Source organism: Enterocloster lavalensis (genome assembly GCF_046603895.1).
Lineage (GTDB): Bacteria > Bacillota > Clostridia > Lachnospirales > Lachnospiraceae > Enterocloster > Enterocloster lavalensis.
Genome location: NZ_CP176637.1, coordinates 1,852,224 through 1,876,004 on the forward strand (window position 1 = coordinate 1,852,224; position 23,781 = coordinate 1,876,004).

The window sequence follows — 23,781 nt, forward strand, 5'->3', positions numbered from 1 at the left end:
CGCCGCTCACCACTCATTCCTTGATTCCCGAGGCCGCAATCCCCTGCTCCAGGGCCCCCTGTCCCATCACAAACAAGCTGACCGGCAGGATCATGGCCGTCACCGAAGCGGCCCAGGCCACCGCCGCCTTGTCCGCCGTGATCTCCGGCAGGTACAGGGAGAGGGGCCAAAGCCTCTGCTCCTTTAAAAACGTCATGGGCTGTTCGATGGCGTTCCAGGTTTCCAGAACCCCCAGCACCATGGCCGAGACGATGCCCGGCTTTCCGATGGGCACCCCGATTTTCCAGAAAATCATCCAGCTCCCGGCCCCGTCCAATCCCGCAGCCTCCATAAGCGGCCGGGGGATCGTCTCAAAAAATTTCGCCATGATAAACACCGGAAATGCCGACCAGGCCGCGGGCAGAATCACCGCCAGATGGCTGTTCAGCAGACTCAGCCGTTTGAGCACCAGATAGTTTGGCACCATGGTCACCTGGAAGGGTTGAAGCATCAGGATGATATAGATCAGAAACAGCCCTCTCCTGCCCTTAAACGATAAGGCTCCGAAGGCCCAGGCCGCCGGAAGCGCCACTAGAAGCTGACCGGCCACCGCAAGTCCCGTCTGCAGGCAGGAATTCCAGAACATCACATAAAAGCCCGGCGAGTCCAGCAGCAGCTCCACATAGGGCTTCAGCGTGGGATAGGAGGGCAGAAGCGCTGCCTTCACCGGCCGGTTCGCCGCGCCAAACACCGACCCAAACCGGTCCAGCATCTCCCACTCTCCCATCAGGGAATTTCCCGCCATCAAAAACAGCGGGAGCCAGACAAACAGACACATAACCGTCAAGACAACCCGCACCATCACCCGTTTAATCATGTCCGCCCCTCCTCTGCCTCCACAGAAGAACTCCGAAGAGCACAGCCGTCTCCAGCAGCACCGACGCCGCGCTCATTTTCTGGATATCCAGGGAGACGAACCAGTTGTTGAACAGGTGCTGGAGCATGTAGATGCTGTCGTGGGGGTAATCCCCAGCGATCAGGTACGCCTCCCGGAACACCTTAAAGGAGTTGATCACCGACAGCAGGGCCACCAGGGAAGCCGTGCCCCTTAACCCCGGCGCCGTAATGTAGCGGAATTTCTGCCAGGACCCGGCTCCGTCCACCTGGGCCGCCTCGTAAAGTTCCCCTGAGATTCCGTCCAGACCGGCCAGCCACAACACCATGTCGTAGCCGTTATTTTTCCAGATATAGGTAAATACCAGCACCAGGAACGCGCTTTTCCGCCGCATGAAATCGATGCCCGCGCCGCCTGTGTTCCCCAGAAGCTGGTTTAACAGCCCCTGGGGATGAAACATCACCTTCCAGAGGCAGACCACCGAAGCCACCGGCACCGCCATGGGCAGAAGCATCGTGGTCTTGAACACCCCGGAGCGGTCCGCCGCGGCCTTCACCAGCACCGCGGTCCACAGGGACACGGCCATCAGAAGGGGAATGCAGACCGCCATAAAACGCAGGGTATTCTTCGCCGCCAGCCGGAAGGCGGCGTTGTGGACCACCAGGATAAAATTTTCCAATCCCGCAAAGGTTCCGTCCGCCATCCCGGTAAACGCCTCCGCGATCACGGCCCCGAAGGGGATCAGCGTAAACACCACGGTCCCGGCCGCGCTGGGGGCCAGAAACAGGAAGGCCGCCCTATTCTGCGAAGTAAAGGTTCGCTTTGCTCTCAGCGTTCTGCGCCGCCTGCTCCAAAGACAAGGTTCCATCAAAATATCCCTTCGTTTCCGCCATAATGATGTCCAGCAGCACCTGGTCCGCCAGAATGGGCTGGTCGGCAGCCTCCGCCAGCGCGAAGATACGGCTCCGCTGCTCCACCGTCGGGAACGTTCCCGCCAGGCTGTAGCCGTCCCCGCCGCTGACCGCAATCGAAAGCTCCGGGTTTCCCCAGTCCTCGCTGGCCCAGTGGGCCGCAGCCTTCTTGTTCACCGGCAGACCGTCCATCAGGTCGCTGTCCTGCACCTGCTCTCCCAGCACAAACCGGACGAACTCCTCCGCCAGCCCGATCTGTCCACCGGAGCGGTTGATTCCCAGCATCTGCGACGGCATGTAGCAGGCGTTATACCCTTCCATCTGGTAGCCCAGCTGCCCGGCCACCGCCAGGGGCAGCATCAGGCTGTACATTCCATCCACCGACTCTATGGCCGCGCAGATATCGCCCCGCTGCAATTCTATGGATTCGTCCCCCGGCAGACTCTGGGACTTCAGGGACGTGTTATAGTAAAACCGGATCTCACCCTCTTCAGACTCGTCAAAGGACGCTCTGGAATCGTTGGCCTCACCCAACACCTTCACCGTCTCCAGCAGCTCCGCGATCTTTCCGGGTTTCAGCATCCCGCTCTCGCTGTCCACGATCTCCCGGCTGTACAACATGAATATGTGGCGCAGCAGATTCTCATAGGTCGTCCTGGGCCGCAGGGGCAAATGGGAGGGATCGCTCTGGTATCTTCTGGCATCCTCCATAGTTTTAAGGCTCGCCAGGGCCTCCGGGTCGCCGTATACGGTCATCAGGGTCATCCTGGACGGAATCCGGTAAATGCCTCCGTCCGCCGCCGTAAAGGGGCCTGTGATATTTTCCCCAAACTCTTCTGCTTCCAGCATGGGCTTTAACGCTTCCCGCAGGTCCAGGAGCACGCCTTTCTCTATATAGGCGTCCGCCGGCAGTCCGTCCAGCACCAGCACGTCGGCCCCGTTTCCGCTCAGCAGCTCCGTGTTCAGCGCCCGGATGGTATCTGAAACCGTGGTGCTCCCCGCTTCTGTCTGGCCGTCGATCAGCTCCACCCGCACGTCGGGGTGGGCCAGCTGGAACATGGACGCAGCCTGGCGCACCGTCTCCGCCGAGCCCAGGTCCAGGCCGTACACGGTCAGGGTTTTTCCCGGCACGGACGGAATCTCCGGGTCATAGGTGTAATGCTTGATCATGTCGGTTCCCGCACTGTTGATCCACACGTAGAAATCGTCCTCCGCTCCCACGAACAGCTTGATGATATAGGCGCTGGGCTGGCTCAACGAGTTTAACTCCCCGTCCACAACCGTCTCCCAGATACTTCCGCCCTGGCCGATGTGGTGAATGCCTTTCGGGTTGGCCATAAAAAAGCCGCCTTCCTTGTCCGGCGTCACGGCCGCATACTGATCGGAATTCCCCTGCTGGTAGGCGATCTCCTCCATCATCTGCCCCTTGGTCTCGGACACGTCGTATCGGATGTAGCCGTTTTCCCCGATGGTCAGATACTCGTTCCCTTTTAAGTAGGAAGCGGTTTTCCAGTCCGAGGAGCAGCTGGTCTGAGGCACCTCCATCACAAGCTCTCCCTCAGGGGTGTAGACTCTCGTCATGTCGCGCAGGGACAGAAGGATATTCCCCTCGGGAGTTATCCCCGCGAAGTCCGGGTAATGCTTGTAGGAGCCATTATCTCGCTTTTCAGAGAGGAGCTCCTCCAAAATCTCCTGGTGCTCCCCGTCCTCCGCCAGTTTCATCAGACGGAACCGGTAACCATTGGACAGCGGGTACAGGGCGTAGCGGCTGCCGTCCCCGCCCAGAATCACATGAACGTTATAGGGTATCTCCAGGCCCTCCATCAGGCTCTTCTCCTCCCGCCTCCACTCCTGGCCGTCAAAGGTGTAGCGGTGGATCTCGTCGTCTTTTTCCGTGTACAGCTCCAATGCGCCGTTCTCATTCTGAATGATATCGGAAATATCCTCCCGGCTCTCCCCGGGAAGCTCGATCTCCCCCTCCACATAGCGGCCCATCGGCACCGAATCCCCCTCCTGGGCCTGGGGTTTCGTTCCGGCATCGGCGGTTCCTTTCGTCTCCGTAAAGGACGACTGCCCGCAGCCGGACAGGACACTGGCCAGCATACCGGCAGCCAGCAGCGCGCACATCCATCGTTTTTTCATCATTTTTGTCATTCCTTTCGCTTCGCTCAAGGCACAAACAAGTTATGAAAAAATGTTGTACCTCTCCACTATTTGATTTATAATCCCTGTAGGGAATAGCAATACACTACAGAGCACGGAAGGAGGAGTGGCGAATTTATTCCGACCCCGTATCATTATATGTGCCGTCATCCTTTCAAGCACAAACAAGTGGGACTTTGAGCCCGGACTCTTATCATTGGTAATAAACCATGTTTATTCAGTCACAGGATGACAGTCACTGTTGCTATTCCTTTTTATAAGGTGGTGATACTTATGATGAAGTTAAAATACCCCATCTGCTGTGGGCTTGACGTCCACAAAAATGTTATCGTTGCAACCATCGTAATCACTAACAGGGACGGAGTATCCGAATACAGGCAAAAATCCTTTTCAACCATCAACTCGGATATTCAAAAGTTTCACAACTGGCTTATCGAGAATAATTGTTATCACGTTTGTATGGAATCCACAGGAAAGTATTGGATTCCTATTTTTAATTATCTCGAAAAGGACATAGAGGTCTGCCTTACACATCCCAAATATGTCAAAGCTATCAAAGGCAAGAAAACGGACAAAAAGGATTCAAAATGGATTGCCGACCTCTACAAATTTGACCTTGTCAGATGTTCCTTTATCCCTCCCAAGGATTTCCGCCAGCTCCGGGAACTTGCCAGATACCGCTTTAAGCTGGTCTGCATGAAATCCTCTGAGAAGAACCGCATCCAGAACTGTATGACCGTTTCCAATGTCGGCATTGCCAGCGTGCTTTCTGACCCTTTCGGCAAAACAGCAACCGAAATCATGTCTTATCTGCTGGAGCATACCGCTGATTCCATTGACGAAAAGGCTGTCCGAAAACTGATAAAAAAAGGGGCCAAAGCCAAGTCTGATGAAATCATCGAAGCAATCAGAGGCTGCAACATTGAAACAGACCAGGCAAAAAAACTGGAACTGGCCCTTGGCCATCTGGAATATCTTGACGGTATGATTACCCAGACCGAAGTGGAACTCTATGTCCGTATCAAACCTTATTATGAGTTTGTGGAATTTGTCAGCACCATGCCCGGCATGACAGAGTTAAGTTCCACCATTGTTCTCGCAGAAACAGGCGTTGACATGAACATTTTTGATGATGCCAAACACCTCTGTTCCTGGTGTGGACTTTCTCCTTCCAACAATGAATCCGCAGGTAAGAAAAAATCTGTCCGAATTGCCAAAGCAGGCGCTTACTTGAAACCGATGATGGTACAGTGTGCCCTTGCCGCAATCAAAAACAAAAAGCAGCCTTATTTTGCAATCAAATATGGGCGAATCAAAAAGCGTCGTGGCCATAAGAAAGCAATCATTGCCATCGCAAGAATGATGATGGTCTGTATTTACCATATGGTCTCGGAAAAGAAACCTTTTACCCCTGCTGACTATGAGGAATTGATGAAGCCTCAAAACCATGTAGAGCGTGTTGTTCTGAATGAAAACAATGTTTTTGCCTATCTTGAAAGTCTTGGTTACGATAGTTCTAAGTTAGTGAAGCGCAACGATAACTAATCTTTATTCTATTGTCAAACAATCGCAAAATCAGGGGTTTTATGAACCCTTATATAAGTGCGCCCAAAAATCCACTTTATTTTTCACTCTTGTCCACTCCCTTTTCTGTCATTTCGTATACCTCCATCATAACAGGGCAATCTCTAAAAAAACTGGAAATATGGAAATATTTCTTTTAGGTTTTTTAGAGATTTGTCTGGTATACTTAAGGAAACGCATCTCTTATCGACAGCCCTCCGGCTGCCGACAAGGTATAATTAAGGAAACATGACTGATTCAGAAAAGGAAAAACCTATGAAAATACTGCTGGTGGAGGACGACCGCGACCTCTGTAATACGGTCAAATTACAGTTGGAGCGCGCGGGTTATGAGACCGACGTGTGCTATCAGGGGCAGGACGCCCTTTTTTACGCCAATCAATACCCCTACGACGTGATTGTTCTGGACCGGATGCTGCCCCAGGTGGACGGCCTGACCATTTTACAGGGCCTGCGCAGAAAACAGATCGCTACGCCGGTGATCATCACCACCGCCCTGGACGGAGTCAACGACCGCATCGACGGGCTGGACGCCGGGGCGGACGACTATCTGGTGAAGCCGTACGCCGTGGGCGAGCTGCTGGCCCGCATCCGGGCGGTCACCCGGCGGCCGGGGAATTTCCACGCCGGAGCGGAAAAATGCTTTGCCGACATCCGCCTGGACGCGGACAGGCGGGAGCTGTCCGGCCCCGGAGGCACCGTGCGGCTCAGCAAGCGGGAAACCGCCCTCATGGAATATCTGATCCGGGGTGCGGGCCAGATTCTTCCCCGTGAAATAATTCTCACCTACATATGGGGCGTGGACGCCGAGGTGGAGGACGGAAACCTGGACAACTATATCTATTTTCTGAGGCGCAGGCTGCGGTCCGTGGGCGCTTCGGCGCAGATTGTCACCATTCACGGAACCGGATACCAGTTGAAAGAACGGCAGCCGTGAGCCGCGCAATCGACTGCAGGCTGTCTCAGCGGCCCACTACATCCGGATAAGCGCCCACAGCCAACAGAAACGGCCCGTTGCAGCCAACAAAAACAACCGCGGCAAACGCACTTGCCGCGGCCCTGGAGGGATTACCATGAATGAAATCAAACAGCTTCATAGACGGCTGACCGCCCTCTACACCGTGACCACCGGCCTGATTCTCACCGCCGTGATCCTGGGGGTGCTGGCGGTGGGTACCCGGGAATTCAAAAAAAAGAACCTGGAAAATTTCCAGAACACCCTGCTCACCATCACCTCCAGGCTCCAGTCCGGCGGCACCATCGACTGCACCTGGCTGGCCCGGATGGAAAGCGCAGGCAAGCTGATCATTCACATCGAGGACAACGGGCGGCCTCTGCTCTACAGGGGCGCCTGGACGCCGCCCACCGCCCGCGAGGAGCTGATCGCCCAGGCCATAAAAACAGCGGAGGAGGAGAAGGTGCGCATCGATATGCGGCCCGTCTCCTCCTCCCTGTCGCGCACCTCCATCTTCACCTTAAACGGCCCAAACCAGGACGCCTACTTCGGCTCTGTGCTGGTGATTCCCACAACCAAGGGGTATCAGAGCCTGACCCTGCTGGCCTGGCAGAACCCGGCGGACGCGGGGATTTACCGCCAGCGTTTCCTGTTCCTGTTCTTGGACGTGGTGGGAATCGCCGCTCTCTATCTGGTGTGCCGGGTGCTGGTGGGGCGCTCTCTAAAGCCTATCGAGGAGAGCCGGAAAAAACAGAACGAATTTATCGCCGCGGCCTCCCACGAGCTGCGCTCCCCCCTGTCCGTCATCCGCTCCAGCCTGTCCGCGGTGACCGCCGCCCCGGAAAAGCAGGACCAGTTTCTGGCCAACATCGACCGGGAATGCCTGCGTTTGTCCGGCCTGGTCAGCGACCTGCTGCTTCTGGCCTCCGCGGACGCCAAAACCTGGACCATCCGCAGAGAGGACTTAGACGCGGACACCCTGCTGATCGGTGTGTACGAGCGGTTTGAACCGCTGGCCCGTGAGCGGAACATCCGCCTGTGCCTGGAGCTGCCGGAGGAACCCCTGCCCCACATCACCGGCGACGGCCAGCGCCTGGAACAGGTGCTCTCCATCCTGCTGGACAACGCCCTGACCTACACCCCCGCCGGGAAGCAGGTGACGCTGTCCGCCTGCCGCCGCGAAACCCGGGGGCACAAAAAGGCAGGGGTGGCCTTTGCCGTGTCCGACCAGGGCTGCGGCATACCGGACGCAGACAAAAAGCATGTGTTCGACCGCTTCTACCGGGCCGACGGCTCCCGCACCGACCGCCAGCACTACGGCCTGGGCCTGTCCGTGGCTAAAGAGCTGGTGCAGTTACACGGGGGGACCATCGGGCTGGAGGACGCCGAGGGGGGCGGGGAGCGGTTTTGGGTGTATTTGCCGGGCAGGGGGTGAAGAGAGGCAGCCCGCAACATATTTCATAAGACGGAACAATCACGGGCCGCCGGTAATCATTCCGGCGGCCCGTGATTGCATTTGCGTTCATTTTCAGGCTGCTCTCCGGCGCAGGGCCAGAGTTCCGCACGCTTTCACATCCTTATATCAAGTCTGCGTCCCATCTCTCAACATCCCGACCAGATCCCCTCTCAGAATCCGCCTGCCTCCGATCCAGTACGCGGTTCCCACCGCCAGGAAAATGGACAACACAAATATGCCAATGGGCAGAACCGGCAGATTCGCCAGGTATTCCCCGGGCATGAGCAGGCTTGCCCGGAGGCAGTAGGCCACAAAGGGAATATTGAGCAGAAGGCTGACGGCCACCGGCTTGGCGCACACGTAAAATGCCTCCAGCGCCAGCACTTTCCGTACGCTTCCCGGCGTCATACCCACGGACAGGTAGCGGGCAAATTCCCGTTTGCGCTGGGTTATACTGCCCAGGGCGTTGGCAAATACGTTGGACAGGCCCACAAGCGCCAGGGTTCCGCACAAAATTCCCATCACCAGCTTGTAACCGGTTCGGACTGCCTCGTTGAACGCCTCCTCGTTCAGCCGGTTTTCCATCTCCCATCCGGGTGCGCTCCCCATCATCCCCTCAATCTGCGCCTGAACTCCGTCAATCGCCTCGTCCGAGTCCGTCAGTATGTTAAAATGCCTGTCCGCCTTCCCAAACGCGGCCTCGGCGTTCCGGAAACCGGATTCCGGCGCCACCAGCACCAGGGTAAAATCCTCGTATTCCTCCCTCAAGTCCGGCGGCAGGTCGCTGTAGGCGAGAATCCGGGCTTTCAAAGGGTCCTGTGCAGGGGCTGGATCCGGGGACTCATCCTCCGCCGCTCTTCCGGTCTTGGCCGCATTTCCCGCCTCTGCCGCTCTTCCGGTCACTTGGGCAAGCTCCAGCTCCAGCCCGTCCTCTGCCTTCAAATACGGAACATACTGCCGGTTCTTATAGCGGCTGTTGAGATTATCCCAGATACGGTTCACCGCCACGACCGGAATCCCGGTTCCGCCGGTACACAAATCATTCCCCGGCTCCAACTTCACCCCCGCCTCCGGCCCGGTCCACGGCTCCAACTCCATCCCCGATTTCCGGCAATATTCCCGAAAACTCACATCGTCCAGAACCACCAGCGGAGCCTGCGCCAGATAATCCCGGCCATCTCTCACAATCCCCGTGTCCGTAAGCCCCAGTGGTCCCCCCAGCGCCTCAAGCTCCTGGCTCACCATGTCCGCCGGAAGCCGGACGCGGGCCTGATACTTCCGGTACTCAGCGCAGCTCTCAACCCCATCCAGTCCCCGCAGCGCTTCCAGCAGTCCGTGCCCTGCCATCCCCTCCCGCTCCGTCCTTTTGTCCAGGGTGAGCAGCAAATCCCAGGTATCCTGATACCGCTCAAAAAACGTGTGGTAGGTGTGAAGATAGGAAACCACCTCAAAATTCAAAAATGCGCTGAACACAAAGCAAGCCAGTGTCAGCGAGATGCCCGCTGTCCGAAAAGCCCGTCTCCTGGCGTAGAGAGATTTTCGGGCCAGCTCCCCCTCGATGCCGAACATTCCCGCAATCAGGCGGAACCGCCTCATTTTCACAGGCGCGGCTTCCCGGCCTCCCCTCACCGCTTCCAGGGGAGTCAGCCCCGCCAGCCGTCCGGCGGGCAGCCAGGCCGATATCCACACAGTGGACAGGCAGACCGCAAGGGACAAAAGGACCACCGGAGCCGGAAAATAAAATACCGCCCCCACGGCGCGGCTGACTCCCAGGTTCTCCGCCAGGCTACCGGCCATTCTCATAAACCAATAGCAGCTGCCCGCCCCAAGGGGAATTCCCGCCAAAACAGGAAACAGGCACAGGGCCATAGCTTCCTGGAGCAGCACGGTCCTGATCTGAGCCGGGGTAGCGCCCACGCTCTTCATCATTCCCAGCTGCTGCATCCTGCTCTCCATGGTAACCGCAAACGCGCTGTGAATCATCATGGCAAGGGAAATACACACCACGATCAAGAAGCCCAGATAAAGAAACAGAAGCTGGGGCGGATTCTCCTTCTCCTCCGGCGAGAAGATCAAATACTGGTTCAACAGCTTGTGGTGATACTGGGTGCTCACTCCACCATCTTCCCCGTTCCCGCCGATCAGCCGGGCCAGCTGCTCCGTATCCCGGTAAACGCTCCGGGGATTTTCAAACCAGAGGGAGAGGACCATTTCCCCGCTCTCCTGGTCCGCCGCCAACTCCGCCCGGCTCACATTGTCAAAGCTTTCCGCCACTGCCAGGGCCTCCGCATTCAGATCCCCCCGCAGCCGTCCCTGCCAATCCCCTTCCTCCGCGGCGATCAGACGGTTCTCGTCCTCCCACATATTGTAAAAGATCCCGCTGATTGCCGAGATCAGGAACGACGCGATCAGCGCCGTCACCGCGATGGAAATACATGCGGCCCGGTTGCGCCTGATATAGTCCAGTGAAAATAGTCTCCACATAGCGCACCCCCTAGACCGTGCGGCGGTCCGACACGATGCGGCCGTCCTCAATTTGTACCACGCGGTCCGCCTCCAGGGCAATCCGCTCATCGTGGGTGATTATCACAATGGTCTGGCCCAGGTCCCGGTTGGACCCCTTCAGCAGTTCCACAATCTGCCGGGAATTCTGCCGGTCCAGATTTCCGGTGGGTTCATCCGCCAGAACCACGGCCGGGCGGTACAGGAGAGAACGGGCGATTGCAGTCCGCTGCTGCCGCCCGCCGGAGAGCGCGCCGGTCAGGGCCTTCAGCTTGTCCTCCAACCCCAGGCCAGCCACGAGCCCCCGGAAATACGCCTCATCCGGCCTGCGCTTGTCCAGCAGCATGGGCAGCTTGATATTCTGCTCCACACTCAAAGTGGGAATCAGATTGTAGAACTGGTAGATCAGCCCTACCTTCCTGCGCCTGAATACCGCCGCCTTCACCGGATTCAGGGTGGAAATGTCCTCATCCTCCACGAAAACCCGTCCCTCTGTGGGCTGGTCCACACCGCCCATCAGATGGAGCAGGGTGGATTTGCCGGAACCGGAAGCTCCCACTACCGCCACAAACTCCCCTTTTTCAATGGACAGGCTGACGCCGTCCAGCGCTTTCACCTGATTTGCACCTCTGCCGTACACCTTGGTCACAGCCTCGCACCGCAATATCTCCAAGCCAAATTCCTCCTTCTGTCTGCTGTTTTAATCGGATAATCACAGCTTATCACAGAAAAGTGACATCCCGGTGACAGTAAAATCGCACGGTAAAGCAGGCTCCCCCTTCCGGCAGATTTCTAGCCTCGATAAAACCGCCCTGCAACTCGATCACGGACTTGGCCAGGGCCAGACCCAGGCCGGCTCCCTTTTCCCGGTTCAGGCGGGGGGCGGGCGAACTGCCGGGCAGCATTCCCGGCCCGGTGTCCTCGCCGTGCGACACGCTCAGCCCGGCAGCCTCATCGTGCGACACTCCCGGCCTGGCCTCCTCACCATGCGACACTGCCTGCCCGGCCTCCTCACCACGCGACACTCCCTCTCCAGCGTCCCTCCCATCCCCCGCTCCGCTTCCCGGCTCATCGCCTACGCTCCTCTTCCCCTGATAAAACCGCTGGAAAATGTAAGGAAGCTCCTCCGGCGCAAACCCCGGTCCGTTATCCCGGACCGTTATCTCCGTATAAAGCGGATTCTCCCCGTACTCCACGGCGATCCTCCCGCCCTGCGGCGCGTGGTCGGCGCAGTTTTTAAACAGATTGATAAACGCCTGCGCCGTCCATTCCAGGTCCCCCGAAAATGAAATCCCCGGGTGGTTGGGGAGCTCAAGGTCAATCTGCCTGCGGTGCAGAACCGGTTCCACCGTCTCTGCAGCCAGTTCCAGCGCCGTGTACACGTCTACCTCCTGTTTTTCCAGTCGGAGCGCGCCGGAGTCGATTCGGGCAAAGGTCAAAAGCGTTTCCACCAGCTGTTCCAGCCGCTCCGTCTGCCTGCGGATCCGGTTCAGGCCCGGATCATTTCCCGTCCGGTCCAACGCCTGGGCGGTAATGGCGATGGACGTAACCGGCGTTTTGATCTGATGAGCCACATCCGCAAGCCGGTCCGCAAACTCCCGTCGGGCTTTCTCTTCCCGCTCGGCCGCCAGGCGCAGCGCGGTCACCGTCTTGTAAATCTCATCCTGCAGCGGCGAAAAATCGTCCTCCCGCCCAGCCAGGAGGCCCGCTCCCTCCTTCCGGTTGGACTGCTCCAGATAAGCCGTCAGCTCCCCGATCCGCAGGATTTTCCTTCTGCGCTCTCTGCGCCAGGCCCACCAGAGGATTCCCAGAAACGCTCCCAATCCAGCCAACGTGAGCAGGACCATACCCGGACCAAAACCAGAGACCAGCCGGACCGGTTCAAAACCGTAGCTTCTCAAAAGCTCCATTCCCGCCGCGTCGTCTCCGCCGCTCCCAGACGCCGCCTTGATCATCCCCACAATCTCCGTCTCATTTCCAGGCCACCGCCGGGACAGTTGTCCGGCCAGCCGCGCTAACTGCCCGTATTGGCGGCCTGCGGCCCAGGCTACATAGGCGCAGGCCGCCAGAACGCCTCCCAGCGCAAAGCCGGCGGCAAAACCGATGGCCGCAGACCGGCCGGATGTTCGGCTCATGTTTCAACCTCCTCCATACAATATCCAAAACTCCTGACGGTGCGGATACATTCCGGCTGGGGCAGCTTTTCCCGCAGCCGTTTCATGGCCACCGTCAGAGTATTGTCATTGACATAATTCCCGCTGCTGTCCCAAATGGACTCCAGCAGGCTCTGCCTGGTAACGGTGCGGTGCTGATTCTTTATCAAAATCTCCAACAGCCGGTATTCCACCGGACTGACCGGCAGGCACCGGGCTTCCCAATACACCTTCATCGTCCCGGTATCCAGGGACAGCGGCCCACAGCTTAATCGGGCCGTCTCCCCCTTACCCGCACGTTTCAACAGGGCGCGGACGCGCGCGTGGAGCACCGCCAGGTCAAAGGGCTTGGAAATATAGTCGTCCGCTCCGTTCTCAAAACCCCGCACAATATCGCCGGACTCCCCTCTCACCGTAAGAAAAATCACCGGCAGCTCCTTCCACCGCTCCCGGACCCATCTGCACAGCTGTTCCCCGCTCCCGTCCGGAAGATTCCAGTCCACCAGCGCCAGGGATGGCAGTTTCCGTTCCAACGCCGCCTTCGCCTCCCTCGCCGTGCCCAGCACTTCCACATGAAATCCCTTGTTTTGCAGATATTCCCGGACTCCCCAGGCAATATCCTCCTCGTCCTCAATATAATAAATCAAACCGTCCATCCGATTTCCTCCCAAACGCTATACCAGCCGTCCGTTTGATTTCCTTTCAAATCCGCGTTTCCCGTCATCGGTTTCTGTCCCCGGCACCCGCAAATCCCGCCCGGTACGCAGGCAGCACATACTTCCATACGATACCCAGATTGACCAGCCCCAACGCGCCGAATGCCACGCGGGCCGCTGTCTCTGAAATCCCGAACATAACGATGCCGTTCATGTCTCCGCCACCCACGAAACCGCAGAGCACAGACAGGTAAAAGGGATCGTTGAGCAGAAGCAGAATCGTCGTATAGTAGCCAACCGCTTTTACCACCTTGCCCTTCAGCCGGTTGATCCGCCCGGCAGACAAAACGAGTAAATAGGCGATGGCAAGGGACGCTCCTGCTCCCGCCGCATTGAACGCGGCAAACTGCAGATCAGACAGCGCCTCCCGGCTGGTAATGGCAATCTGCACGCCCAGCTCCAGAAAACGCACCTCCTGAAACACTCCAAAGGCCATTGCCAGGACCAGATGGGCCCCTTCGTGTACCAAATAATAAATTAAAATACCGGCCAAAAGGCCAAAGGTCTTCCGCACCGCTGCCGTCACGCTTTTTCCTCCTTCTCAGAGCCGTCCTTCCGCTCTCCCGCGCAGGGAGCGGACACCACGGAGAGCAGCCTTGGCCTCCGGTTCTCTGCAGCGGGCCGGTTCATATATGTTTGGATCACGTCAAACAGCTCCCGGCGGCAGTCCTCGAACTCCTCATCCGCAAGCATCAGGGTATTCACCGAGAGAAACAGCTGGTCCCGGACCGGATCTTGATTCGGGACTGCGAAATAGGAACTGAAGCCGGCATAGAGCTTCAGAAGCAGATTCGACACAGCGCGCTCCGTATTCTCTGCCGGGACTGCAATCTCGTCATAGTTTAAGCCGTATTCCTTCTCGTAAGTCCCGCGGACCTTTTGCTCCCTGACCACACGCAGAATCTGATTCTCACACAAAATCCCCATGTGATGATAGATCGTGGAACGCGGGATATCCGCCAGGCCCCCGGCCAGGGCTGCCACCGTCGCGGTCCGGCTCTGCGCGATCATTTGGATGATGCGCATGCGGATCGGATGAAAAATGATCTTTTCCATGTCTTTCATAAAATTCACCGCCATCTATTATTCTATATTTTTATAATATTATATTTTTTTAGAATAGTCAACCAAAAAAAATACCCCAAAACCGCAAAGCGTTTCGCTTGCTGCGGTTTTGAGGTATTGATCATTTTACTTCGGACATTTACTTCGCGTAATCCGTCACTCTCGACTCACGGATCACGTTCACCTTGATCTGTCCCGGATATTCCAGTTCGCTCTCGATGCGTTTCGAAATGTCTCTGGCCAGCAATACCATGCCGTCGTCATTGATCTGTTCCGGAACCACCATAATTCGAACTTCCCGACCTGCCTGAATGGCAAAAGACTTGTCCACTCCCTTGAAGGAGTTGGTAATATCTTCTAACTGTTTCAATCTGTTTGTATATGTCTCCAACGTCTCACGCCTTGCACCGGGCCTTGCCGCGGAAATCGTATCCGCAGCCTGCACAATACAGGAAATCAGACTGTTCGGTTCAACATCGCCATGATGAGACTCCACCGCGTTGATCACGGTCGCAGACTCCTTGTACTTCTTGCAGAGATCTGCGCCCAGCTGAACATGTGTGCCTTCCATATCATGGTCAACGGATTTACCAATGTCATGTAATAAACCGGCACGTTTCGCCAAACGTACATCCACTCCAAGCTCCGCTGCCAGAAGTCCCGACAGCTGTGCAACCTCGATTGAATGCTTTAATGCGTTCTGTCCATAGCTTGTTCTAAACTTCATCTTACCAAGCAACTTAATCAGTTCAGGATGAATGCCGTGAATTCCAACCTCGAGACATGCTGCCTCGCCTTCTTCCCGCATGTTGGTCTCCACTTCTTTTTGTGCTTTTTCTACCATTTCCTCGATTCTGGCCGGATGAATACGCCCGTCCACAATCAAACGCTCCAGAGCAATTCTGGCAACTTCTCTACGAATGGGATCAAATCCGGACAACACCACTGCCTCAGGGGTATCGTCGATAATCAATTCCACGCCCGTCAGGGTCTCAAGGGTACGAATGTTGCGTCCCTCTCGGCCAATGATGCGGCCTTTCATCTCATCATTGGGAAGCTGTACGACGGAAACGGTGGTTTCCGCCACATGATCCGCCGCGCACCGCTGAATCGCAGTCACAACCAGATCCCTTGCCTTCTTGTCCGCTTCTTCCTTTGCTTTGTGTTCAAGTTCCTTAATTAACTTCGCTGTGTCATGTTTTACATCTTCTTCAACAGATTTTAAAAGATATTCTTTTGCCTGTTCGGAGGTCAGACCGGATATCCGCTCCAGTTCCTGTATGCCTTTTTCATATTGGGCTTCCACTTCCGCACTGCGCTTGCTCAGAACATTTTCTCTTCTGACAAGGTCAGCCTCCTTTTTTTCCAGGGCATCTGCCTTTTTTTCAACGTTCTCTTCCTTGCTCAGTACGCGCTTCTCGTAACGTTGAAGTTCCGCTCTTCTCTCCTTGGTTTCCTTTTCTAATTCATTCTTTGTCTTTAAGGATTCTTCCTTGGCTTCCAGGAGAGCTTCTCGCTTCTTTGTCTCCGCAGTTTTTAATGCTTCATCTATTATTTCTCTGGATTTTTCTTCCGCACTTCCGACTTTACTGTCGTACTGTTTCCGTTCAAAGGAACGGGCGGCAAACCAAGCAATAATAGCCATTATTATCCCGACTATCAGTGATGGGACCACTATCTGCAACACAGGAGCACCTCCTCTATTTGATTTTCATTGTACGAACTACAACATATTAATTTTATACGTTTTTCAGTATTGTGTCAAGTATATTCACCCTGTTTTCGCACAAATCCAGACAATATGAACAAAACCACCGGAGGCCCTGGAAACAGCCTGTCACTGGTACTCGTCGCAGATTTCGCCGATCACCCGGCGGATCACCTCGTAGGAATAACCCTTACGGCCCAGAAATGCGTACAATTTCTGCAATTCCTCCCGCGAAAGGTCTCCCGGATTGCCCACCTTTTTTTGCACAAGACGGCGGACTGTCTCCTCCTCGGGCGGAGCCGCCTCCCGCAGAGCCTCGTCCACCAGCTCGCTGTCCACGCCCTTTTGGCGCAGCTCGTAGGCCAGCTGACGGCGGCTCTTGCGCATGCCGCCGTTCTCCACGTAACGCCTGGCAAAGGCCTCGTCGTCCACGTAGCGGTGCTTCTTCAACAGGGCGATGGTGCGGTCGATCACGGGCTGGGGGAACCCGTCCTCCTCCAGGCGACTGCGGATCTGGCTCTCGCTCTTGTCCGAGGCCTTCAGCAGGTCCACGCTGCGTTCCCTGGCCCTGCGGTTTAACAGTTCCGTCTCGATCTGCCGGTACAGCTCTTCGGACAGGATCCCCCCCTCCGCAAGCCCCAGACGGCCGATCTCCCCCTTGTATAAAACAAAGGCAAAGCCTTCATCCACAAAGACTTTGCACTTTCGTTTATCCACGGGGACAATGGAAGTGATGGTCATAGCTTCCACGCTCCTCTCGATTTTACTTGTACGTTCCGGGATTCAACCCGGCGCCGCGGTACGGTGCGGCGCCGGGGGAATCCGGCTCTGGTTGTAACCAGGCTTATTTCTTGCCGCCGGCCTCGTCGAACAGCAGCTTGGGCTCTTCCTCCCGCTGGGGCAGACCCTCGTGAGCCGGAGCCAGGCCGTACTTGGTGCGCACCTTCTCCTCCACCTCGGCCAGAATGTCCGGATTGTCTGCCAGATACTGCTTGGCGTTCTCACGGCCCTGACCGATCTTGGAGCCGTTGTAGGCGAACCAGGCGCCGCTCTTCTCGATGATGTTGTCCTTGGCCGCCAGATCCAGGATATCGCCCTCCCTGGAGATACCCTTTCCGAACATGATGTCAAACTCGGCCTCCTTGAAGGGCGGAGCGATCTTATTCTTCACAACCTTGACGCGGACGCGGTTTCCGATCACCTCGCCGCCCTGCTTTAAAGTCTCGATCCGGCGCACATCCAGGCGGACGGAGGAATAGAACTTTAATGCGCGGCCGCCGGTGGTGGTCTCGGGGTTGCCGAACATCACGCCCACCTTCTCGCGCAGCTGGTTGATAAAGATCACCACGCAGTTGGACTTGCTGATCACGGCGGTCAGCTTGCGCAGGGCCTGGGACATCAGGCGGGCCTGCAGTCCCACGTGAGAGTCGCCCATCTCGCCGTCGATCTCGGCCTTGGGCACCAGGGCGGCCACGGAGTCCACGATCACGATGTCCACCGCGCCTGAGCGCACCATGGTCTCGGTGATCTCCAGGGCCTGCTCGCCGTTGTCAGGCTGGGAAATGTACAGGTTGTCGATATCCACCCCGATGTTCTTGGCGTAAACGGGGTCCAGGGCGTGCTCGGCGTCGATGAAACCGGCGATGCCGCCGCGCTTCTGCACCTCAGCCACCATATGTAAGGCCACGGTGGTCTTACCGGAGGACTCAGGGCCGTAAACCTCGATGATCCTGCCCTTGGGCACTCCGCCCAGTCCCAGCGCGATGTCCAGGCTGATGGAGCCGGTGGGAACAGTTTCAATATTCATATTGGCGCCGGAGTCTCCGAGCTTCATCACGGAGCCCTTGCCGTATGCCTTCTCAATCTGAGTCAGCGCCGCATCCAGCGCTTTCAGCTTATCTTCACGATTCATATTGCGGTTGTTGACCATTACTTTCTCTTCTTTCGCCATAGCGTCCTCCAATGCGAACAAATGTTCTTTTTCTAGTTATCATCATAGTATAGTTCCATTAAAATGTCAACCATTAATTTCATCCAGCCATAGGCGCCCCACCTCCCGCTTTCTCTCTGTGGTTTACAATTTCTTTTCTGTGAAAATGCGGCGATCTGCGCGCGGATTCAATCAGAAGCATCTTGCGGAAAGAACTTCCGCAGAAGTGTTATTATCATACCATGAAGCGCCGCCGGATGCAAGCGGCGGCCGGGAAAAATGGATTGAGGCGCGGAAATTGAGGTACGGAAAACGACCCGGATCCCTCGTGGCGGCTGATATCCGATCAGACCGCACGGGAGACCCGGGCCGTTTCTCATTGCGTCGCGCGCCCACCGGAGAGCACCCCGTACACCCCCGGCAGAAACCGCCCCAGCAAACGGGACAGCCCATAGCTGGCAAACGCCATAACCGCGGGCATGACCAGGAAAATACCCAGGGCCGCGGCGGCGTTTCCGCCCAGCACCAGCGCCCCCGCCTTGTTGACCAGGCGCACCAGGGCAAAATGGACGGCGTAGAGAAAGAAGTTCTGCTTCATCCAGGCAAAGGCCGGGGGAAGCGGGGCCAGGCTCACGGCCATCCAGGCCGCCGCGGCCATGACAAAGCGGATCAGCACCGTCTGCAGCGGATTCTGCCAAAGCGCCATGCCCGGTCTGCCAAACAACACCGCAGCCGTGCCCAGAAAGGCCAGAACTCCCGCGGCCGCGGCCCAGTCCCCGATCCGGCCGCTCTCTGCAAATCTCCCTTCCCGCTCCCGGTGCAGGGCCGCCCAGGTCCCCGCGCTGTAGTAGAACAGGGCGTCTGCGTTCAGGAACGGGAAATACCACCCCTTCCAGATCATCAGGGCCAGGGCCCCGAAGGTCAGCGCCGCCGTGGCATTTGACCGCATAAGCAGCCAGACAAGCGGCGCAAGCGCGATCAGCAGAATCAGCTGGAACAGGTACCAGAACACGGGATTGTACCCGTAAAACGCTACGGCTCTGACCAGCTGTCCCCCGTCAAAGGGCACCGCCGTCTTCCCGATCAGGCGGGTGACGACGGGTATGCGGGTGGCCAAAACATAGGCCATGTAGTAGAGAAAATTCCATAAAAAATAAGGAATCAGCACGCTGTGAACGCGGGACTTCCATTTATATAGAAGTTTCTCCCAGGTAAACCGCCGGTAGAACAGATAGGCGGAAACCATGAAGAACCCCGGGACAGCCATCTGTCCCAGTTGTTCCCCAACGGCCCGCTCAATCCGGTCCACCATGGCGGCCTGTCCGGTCAGCCCCAGGAACAATTCCCCGTTGTAGGAGTGAACCCACACCACCAGCATGCTGAATAAAAAGGTTACCCAGTAGATCCTGCTGCGGAATTGTTCTTCGTTCATAGGCACGATTCCTTTCGGTCTTACTTGCGCACTGCGCCGGGAAATGCCGGCGTCAGCTGCGTCCCTCCCGATACTTCGCCAGCAGCTTGTTGATCCGGTTGGTGGGGGTCAAAAGCTCGCTTAAGGAAGCGTCGTGGTTTAAATTGTCGATAATGAGCGCGATGTATTTGCTCATATCCACATTGATATAGTACGGCCTCGACAGCAGGTCCGGGGTCTGGTACACCAGGTTGGTGGTCAGAATCCGGTCGATGATGCCGTTCTCGTAATACTCGTCAAATTTAGCCAGACCGTTGGTGAACAGTCCAAAGGTGGCGCAGATAAACACCTTTCTGGCCTTTCTGCGCTTCAGCTCCTTCGCCACGTCCTGGACGCTCTCGCCGGAGGAGATCATATCGTCGATGATCAGCACGTCCTTGCCCTCCACGCTGGAGCCCAAAAACTCGTGGGCCACGATGGGGTTGCGGCCTCCCACGATCTTGGTGTAGTCCCGGCGTTTGTAAAACATTCCCATATCCAGTCCCAGCATATTGGCGAAGTACACGGCGCGGCCGGTTCCGCCCTCGTCCGGGCTGATGACCATCATGTGGTCGCTGTCGATCTGTAAGTCGGTCTCCACCTTGAGCAGGTACTTTAAGAACTGGTAAATGGGCTGTACCGTCTCAAATCCCCGCAGCGGGATGGCGTTCTGCACTCTGGGGTCGTGGGCGTCGAAGGTGATGATGTTCTCCACGCCCATGTTGACCAGCTCCCTGAGGGCCAGGGCGCAATCCAGGGACTCGCGGCCGGAACGCTTATGCTGGCGGCTCTCATATAAGAAGGGCATAATCACGTTGATCCGGCGGGCTTTGCCTGCGGCGGCGGCGATGATGCGCTTCAAATCCTGGAAATGGTCGTCCGGCGACATATGGTTGATCATGCCGCAGAGGGAATAGGTCAGACTGTAATTGCACACGTCCACCATGATATACAGATCATCTCCGCGCACCGACTCCGTGATAATCCCCTTGGCCTCACCGGAACCGAACCGGGGCGTCTTGGCCTCAATGATATAGGACTCTCTCTGATAGCCGGAAAATGCGATGGTCGATTTGTGCTCGCTCTCCCGCTCGTGTCTCCACTCCACCAGATACCTGTCCACCTTCTCTCCCAACTCGGAAATACCCTTAAGCGGAATCAGTCCCAGCGGTCCTACCGGTATGGTTTCAATGATCTTTTCCTCGTACAGCATGTGTTTTTATCCTCCTGTTTGTTGTGAACATATCATTTATACATCATGGGCGTGTTTTCGTCAAGCCATTCCCGCCCTTTTCAACTTTTTAGCTTTTCAGCAAGCGGATATCCCCGCCGTACAGGGGAATAATGGTGTAACCGCTCATGATCCGGGAGGTCACCCGGTCCGTGTAGCTGTCCCGCAGCATGGCCAGGGACAGATTGGTGGAAATGATGGTGGAGCGCTTCATGTTCATCCGCTCGTTGATACAGTAAAAGAGCTGGGAGGAGGTAAAGCTGTTGTTCAGCTCCGTGCCCAGATCGTCGATAATCAGCAAATCGCAGTCCAGGATATAGCGGTACATATCCTTCATGTCGTCCTCGGGCTGGTAATCGAATTTGTTGCGGGAGAACACTTCGAACAAGTCCGAGGCGGACAGGTAGATCACGGAATAATACTTGTCCATCAGCTCTCTGGCGATGCAGTTGGTCAGAAAGGTCTTTCCCACGCCGGTGCTGCCGGTAAACAGCAGATTGTCGTGTTTTTTGCCGAAATCCCGCACAAAGTCGCTGCACCAGCCCACCACCTGCCGCATGTAACGGGCGTTCGTCATGCCGATCTGCGGAATCAACTCCGAATCGTCATAGTATGAGAAGGACAGGTTGGAAAAATTCTCACGGTCCAGCACAGTCTCCAGATTGGACTGGGCGTAGAGAAGCTTCATCTGGGCCTGAAGGAAGCAGTGGCATTTCTTCCCGTCCACATAGCCGGTGTCGCAGCAGTCCGGGCAGCGGTAATGGGGCTCCAGGTAATCGTCCGGGAATCCGGCCGCCCGGATTAACAGGGCCTTCTGTTCCTTTAAGTCCTGCAAATCCGCCCGCAGCTTGTCAAGTGCGCTCTGATCGCCCTCCAGAAGCTTCCTGGCGCAGGCCACCGACCGGCCCGCGATCTCGGCCTCCAGCTCCCGCACCGCGGGAACCGCCTTGTATACCTGGGCCCGGCGCTCCTCCTGGAGGTGCCGGTTCTCGATCTGCTGTTTTCCGTATTCCCGCATAATCGCGTCGTATTGGGAATTGCTTAGTGCCATGGTTGTATCTCCTTGCTGGGGTGAGAGGTAGGTGAGGGGAGACCAGAATTTGGGGGCGGCTGGGGGACTGGGATCGCCGAACTTTCCCGTCCCGGGCGTTTCCAGTCGCATATCGCTACTGCTGGTTCACGCGCTCCTTGAGCTGTTTTAACACCAGTGCGTCGTAGTCTGTGTCGCGCTGCTTGAAGTTGTGGAACTGGTTGGACTTGCGGCGGCCGCCGTCTGCCTGGCCTGCGCCCTGGCCCCCGGAGCTTCTGCCTCCCTGGGTCTGTCCGCCCGCGCCCTGTACCCGGGACTTGGAGCGCTTCTCGTCCAGAGCTTCCACGTCCGCTTTGGTGCGGACCCCCGCCAGCTTCCAGTCGGACAGAATCTTGTCCGCGTAACGGAAACTGGGGGTATGTATGGCGGAAATGGTCCGGTTGCAGGCCATCAGCACCAGTTCCCGGCCAAATCCGTATTCCCGGAACCATTTGGTAATCATCTTCTGCTCTTCCGTGGCAGGCCTGCGGTCATTCAAACCAAAGGCCTTCATTACGCTGAAAGCGTCGTTGTTAAAGCCTTCCACATATTCCTTGGCCTCGTCCGGCGTCCTGAAGCCCTGCTCATGCCAGTTGATAGCCACCGTCTCCATGTAGCGGACGCTCACATGGCCGTTCTGGACACAGTATTCCACCAGATATTCCAAAAGCTCGGGGCTGAATTTCAGGGTGTCGTACAGGTAGGCAAACACCTGGCAGTCCCGGGGCGTAAACACCTTGTTCATGTACTTCTGAGCGATGTAGAGGATCTGGGCAAACTCCTCGTCACCGGACAGGCGGTTCACCTGGGCCACGGAGTAGACCGGCTTGGGACTTGGGGCTGCGGCCGCGGGGGCGGTGCCAAAGGAAACGCTCTCCGTCCGTCCGGCTGCAGGCGCAGGCTCCGAAACCGCACCCTGGGGCTGGACGGCAGCAGGTACAGTCTGGTTCCCGGCCTGCGGGGCTCCGCTGTACGACGCGCTCCAACCGTCTGCTCCGGTCTGTGTGGATCCATGATACGCCGTGCTGCGGGTGTCTGGGCTGGTCTGCGGGTCGACGCTGAACGCCGCTCCCCGGCCGTCTGTCCCGGCCTTCGGGACTTCATGATACGCCGTGCTTCGGCCGTCTACCCCGGCCTGCTGGCCTACGCCGTACACCGCTCCCCGGCCATCTGTTCCAGCCTGCGGGACTGCGCCGTACGCCGCTCCCCGGCCGTCTGCTCCGGCCTGCAGGCCTCCATCATACACTGCGTTCCGCCCATCTGCCCCGGCCTGGTTTTCTCCTCTATACGCCGCTCCCCGGCCATTTCTCCCGGCCTGTCCGCCGTCAAAGCCTTCCTGCTGTCTGCCGGTTATCCCGGTCCGGCCGCCGGACATTTCCAGGTCCAAAACCGCACCGGCTTCCGGGCGGTCCGCCACCGTTCCCACGGCCTTTTCCCTGCCGTCCGGTGAGAGCAGATCCTCCCGCAACAAGACCCCGGCCTTTTCCCAATAGGCCAGGGCCCGGCGTACATCGGATTCCGTATGATTCAGCGCATCCGCGATAGCGTCCACGCTGACCGGTTCGCTCTGATGGCGCAGCAGATACAGATAAACCTTCACATACTCTCCATTGGCCGCGGCCATATATTGATCGATAAACTCGTCCGCCACTGCGGTAACGGGGATATTCCACCTGTCCTTCACCTGAAACGTCATCCTTTACACCTCCGGATAAACTGCTGCCGCCGCGCCGCGATCCCAATCTCCGCTCGAAAAAAGAGCGTTCCATGAAATCGCCGCGCGCCTCGCGGGAAATTGGCTGTAAATCTTGTCCTCATCATAACACATCCCCCCAAAAAAGAAAATAGGGGGCAGTTATGCACACATCCCTCTGTGGATAATGTGGATAATGTGGAAAATCCGGTGGACCGCTGTGCACCCAACGGCTCAAACGCCCGGATTCCCCATATAAAACCAAGATTTTTAAAATCGTGCGACATTTTTTTATGTCAATCTAACAATCCACATCGTATCT

General features: G+C 57.0%; 19 protein-coding genes. 3 read left to right on the forward strand and 16 right to left on the reverse strand.

Features of this window, described 5'->3' with window-relative positions:
• Positions 1–13 precede the first annotated feature (13 nt).
• From ACK2JC_RS08095 to ACK2JC_RS08105, 3 genes are read right to left on the reverse strand one after another with little or no spacing between them, the layout of a single operon-like run.
• A complete protein-coding gene (locus tag ACK2JC_RS08095; RefSeq protein WP_320937585.1) occupies positions 14–856 on the reverse strand; it encodes a carbohydrate ABC transporter permease in 843 nt (280 codons plus the stop codon).
• A complete protein-coding gene (locus ACK2JC_RS08100) occupies positions 849–1,742 on the reverse strand; it encodes a sugar ABC transporter permease (RefSeq protein ID WP_320937586.1) in 894 nt (297 codons plus the stop codon). Before ACK2JC_RS08100 ends, ACK2JC_RS08095 begins: the two co-directional genes overlap by 8 nt.
• Positions 1,672–3,930, reverse strand: coding sequence for a hypothetical protein (locus ACK2JC_RS08105; protein WP_320937587.1), 2,259 nt, complete (start codon positions 3,928–3,930; stop codon positions 1,672–1,674). Before ACK2JC_RS08105 ends, ACK2JC_RS08100 begins: the two co-directional genes overlap by 71 nt.
• A gap of 291 nt (positions 3,931–4,221) precedes the next feature.
• Here ACK2JC_RS08105 and ACK2JC_RS08110 point away from each other — a divergent pair, with 291 nt between their 5' ends.
• The 3 genes from ACK2JC_RS08110 (at position 4,222) to ACK2JC_RS08120 (ending at position 7,921) form a co-directional block, all read left to right on the forward strand.
• A complete protein-coding gene (locus ACK2JC_RS08110; RefSeq protein WP_022512864.1) occupies positions 4,222–5,493 on the forward strand; it encodes an IS110 family transposase in 1,272 nt (423 codons plus the stop codon).
• 294 nt (positions 5,494–5,787) lie between these two features.
• Positions 5,788–6,468 (forward strand): response regulator transcription factor, encoded by a 681-nt coding sequence (locus ACK2JC_RS08115; protein WP_092366702.1) that lies wholly within the window; start codon positions 5,788–5,790, stop codon positions 6,466–6,468.
• 136 nt (positions 6,469–6,604) lie between these two features.
• Positions 6,605–7,921: a HAMP domain-containing sensor histidine kinase gene (locus ACK2JC_RS08120; RefSeq protein WP_320938306.1), complete on the forward strand. Its 1,317-nt coding sequence runs from the start codon at positions 6,605–6,607 to the stop codon at positions 7,919–7,921.
• A gap of 147 nt (positions 7,922–8,068) precedes the next feature.
• Here the strand turns inward: ACK2JC_RS08120 and ACK2JC_RS08125 are convergent, their stop codons facing one another.
• The 13 genes from ACK2JC_RS08125 to ACK2JC_RS08185 all read right to left on the reverse strand — a co-directional run bounded on the left by ACK2JC_RS08125 (position 8,069) and on the right by ACK2JC_RS08185 (position 23,462).
• Positions 8,069–10,426 carry an ABC transporter permease gene (locus ACK2JC_RS08125; protein ID WP_320938307.1) on the reverse strand — a complete coding sequence of 786 codons (2,358 nt, stop codon included), beginning with the start codon at positions 10,424–10,426 and terminating at the stop codon, positions 8,069–8,071.
• Positions 10,427–10,436: 10 nt separating this feature from the next.
• Positions 10,437–11,117, reverse strand: a complete 681-nt coding sequence (locus ACK2JC_RS08130; RefSeq protein WP_368271311.1) for an ABC transporter ATP-binding protein — start codon at positions 11,115–11,117, stop codon at positions 10,437–10,439.
• 49 nt (positions 11,118–11,166) lie between these two features.
• The gene (locus ACK2JC_RS08135; protein ID WP_320938309.1) at positions 11,167–12,579 is read right to left on the reverse strand and encodes a sensor histidine kinase; all 1,413 of its coding nucleotides are present in this window, start codon (positions 12,577–12,579) and stop codon (positions 11,167–11,169) included.
• Complete coding sequence (locus tag ACK2JC_RS08140; protein ID WP_320938310.1) at positions 12,576–13,253, reverse strand: response regulator transcription factor; 678 nt, start codon at positions 13,251–13,253, stop codon at positions 12,576–12,578. Before ACK2JC_RS08140 ends, ACK2JC_RS08135 begins: the two co-directional genes overlap by 4 nt.
• 64 nt (positions 13,254–13,317) lie before the next feature.
• Entirely contained in the window at positions 13,318–13,839 is a 522-nt protein-coding gene (locus ACK2JC_RS08145; RefSeq protein ID WP_107434691.1) for a hypothetical protein, read from the reverse strand.
• Entirely contained in the window at positions 13,836–14,378 is a 543-nt protein-coding gene (locus tag ACK2JC_RS08150; RefSeq protein WP_320938311.1) for a helix-turn-helix domain-containing protein, read from the reverse strand. Before ACK2JC_RS08150 ends, ACK2JC_RS08145 begins: the two co-directional genes overlap by 4 nt.
• 139 nt (positions 14,379–14,517) lie before the next feature.
• On the reverse strand, positions 14,518–16,065 hold the full coding sequence (gene rny / locus ACK2JC_RS08155) for a ribonuclease Y (RefSeq protein ID WP_092366680.1): 1,548 nt from the start codon (positions 16,063–16,065) through the stop codon (positions 14,518–14,520).
• Between the two features lie 150 nt (positions 16,066–16,215).
• Positions 16,216–16,827 carry a regulatory protein RecX gene (locus ACK2JC_RS08160; protein ID WP_320938313.1) on the reverse strand — a complete coding sequence of 204 codons (612 nt, stop codon included), beginning with the start codon at positions 16,825–16,827 and terminating at the stop codon, positions 16,216–16,218.
• 103 nt (positions 16,828–16,930) lie between these two features.
• Positions 16,931–18,037 carry a recombinase RecA gene (recA, locus tag ACK2JC_RS08165; protein ID WP_092366673.1) on the reverse strand — a complete coding sequence of 369 codons (1,107 nt, stop codon included), beginning with the start codon at positions 18,035–18,037 and terminating at the stop codon, positions 16,931–16,933.
• A gap of 355 nt (positions 18,038–18,392) precedes the next feature.
• Entirely contained in the window at positions 18,393–19,448 is a 1,056-nt protein-coding gene (locus tag ACK2JC_RS08170; protein WP_320938314.1) for an acyltransferase family protein, read from the reverse strand.
• Positions 19,449–19,500: 52 nt separating this feature from the next.
• Complete coding sequence (locus ACK2JC_RS08175; protein WP_007710139.1) at positions 19,501–20,679, reverse strand: ribose-phosphate pyrophosphokinase; 1,179 nt, start codon at positions 20,677–20,679, stop codon at positions 19,501–19,503.
• An 88-nt stretch (positions 20,680–20,767) separates the two neighbouring features.
• Complete coding sequence (locus ACK2JC_RS08180; RefSeq protein WP_092366667.1) at positions 20,768–21,748, reverse strand: ATP-binding protein; 981 nt, start codon at positions 21,746–21,748, stop codon at positions 20,768–20,770.
• Between the two features lie 115 nt (positions 21,749–21,863).
• Positions 21,864–23,462 (reverse strand): DnaD domain protein, encoded by a 1,599-nt coding sequence (locus ACK2JC_RS08185; protein WP_320938315.1) that lies wholly within the window; start codon positions 23,460–23,462, stop codon positions 21,864–21,866.
• Positions 23,463–23,781 lie beyond the last annotated feature (319 nt).

Bases quoted from the DNA above. Each gene is read 5' to 3' on its own strand.
- recA (WP_092366673.1), bottom strand. From the start codon at position 18,037: ATGGCGAAAGAAGAGAAAGTAATGGTCAACAACCGCAATATGAATCGT.
- ACK2JC_RS08140 (WP_320938310.1), bottom strand. From the start codon at position 13,253: ATGGACGGTTTGATTTATTATATTGAGGACGAGGAGGATATTGCCTGG.
- ACK2JC_RS08115 (WP_092366702.1), top strand. From the start codon at position 5,788: ATGAAAATACTGCTGGTGGAGGACGACCGCGACCTCTGTAATACGGTC.
- ACK2JC_RS08120 (WP_320938306.1), top strand. From the start codon at position 6,605: ATGAATGAAATCAAACAGCTTCATAGACGGCTGACCGCCCTCTACACC.
- ACK2JC_RS08135 (WP_320938309.1), bottom strand. From the start codon at position 12,579: ATGAGCCGAACATCCGGCCGGTCTGCGGCCATCGGTTTTGCCGCCGGC.
- ACK2JC_RS08125 (WP_320938307.1), bottom strand. From the start codon at position 10,426: ATGTGGAGACTATTTTCACTGGACTATATCAGGCGCAACCGGGCCGCA.
- ACK2JC_RS08175 (WP_007710139.1), bottom strand. From the start codon at position 20,679: ATGCTGTACGAGGAAAAGATCATTGAAACCATACCGGTAGGACCGCTG.
- ACK2JC_RS08105 (WP_320937587.1), bottom strand. From the start codon at position 3,930: ATGATGAAAAAACGATGGATGTGCGCGCTGCTGGCTGCCGGTATGCTG.
- ACK2JC_RS08170 (WP_320938314.1), bottom strand. From the start codon at position 19,448: ATGAACGAAGAACAATTCCGCAGCAGGATCTACTGGGTAACCTTTTTA.
- ACK2JC_RS08180 (WP_092366667.1), bottom strand. From the start codon at position 21,748: ATGGCACTAAGCAATTCCCAATACGACGCGATTATGCGGGAATACGGA.
- ACK2JC_RS08095 (WP_320937585.1), bottom strand. From the start codon at position 856: ATGATTAAACGGGTGATGGTGCGGGTTGTCTTGACGGTTATGTGTCTG.
- ACK2JC_RS08160 (WP_320938313.1), bottom strand. From the start codon at position 16,827: ATGACCATCACTTCCATTGTCCCCGTGGATAAACGAAAGTGCAAAGTC.
- ACK2JC_RS08150 (WP_320938311.1), bottom strand. From the start codon at position 14,378: ATGAAAGACATGGAAAAGATCATTTTTCATCCGATCCGCATGCGCATC.
- ACK2JC_RS08110 (WP_022512864.1), top strand. From the start codon at position 4,222: ATGATGAAGTTAAAATACCCCATCTGCTGTGGGCTTGACGTCCACAAA.
- ACK2JC_RS08185 (WP_320938315.1), bottom strand. From the start codon at position 23,462: ATGACGTTTCAGGTGAAGGACAGGTGGAATATCCCCGTTACCGCAGTG.
- ACK2JC_RS08100 (WP_320937586.1), bottom strand. From the start codon at position 1,742: ATGGAACCTTGTCTTTGGAGCAGGCGGCGCAGAACGCTGAGAGCAAAG.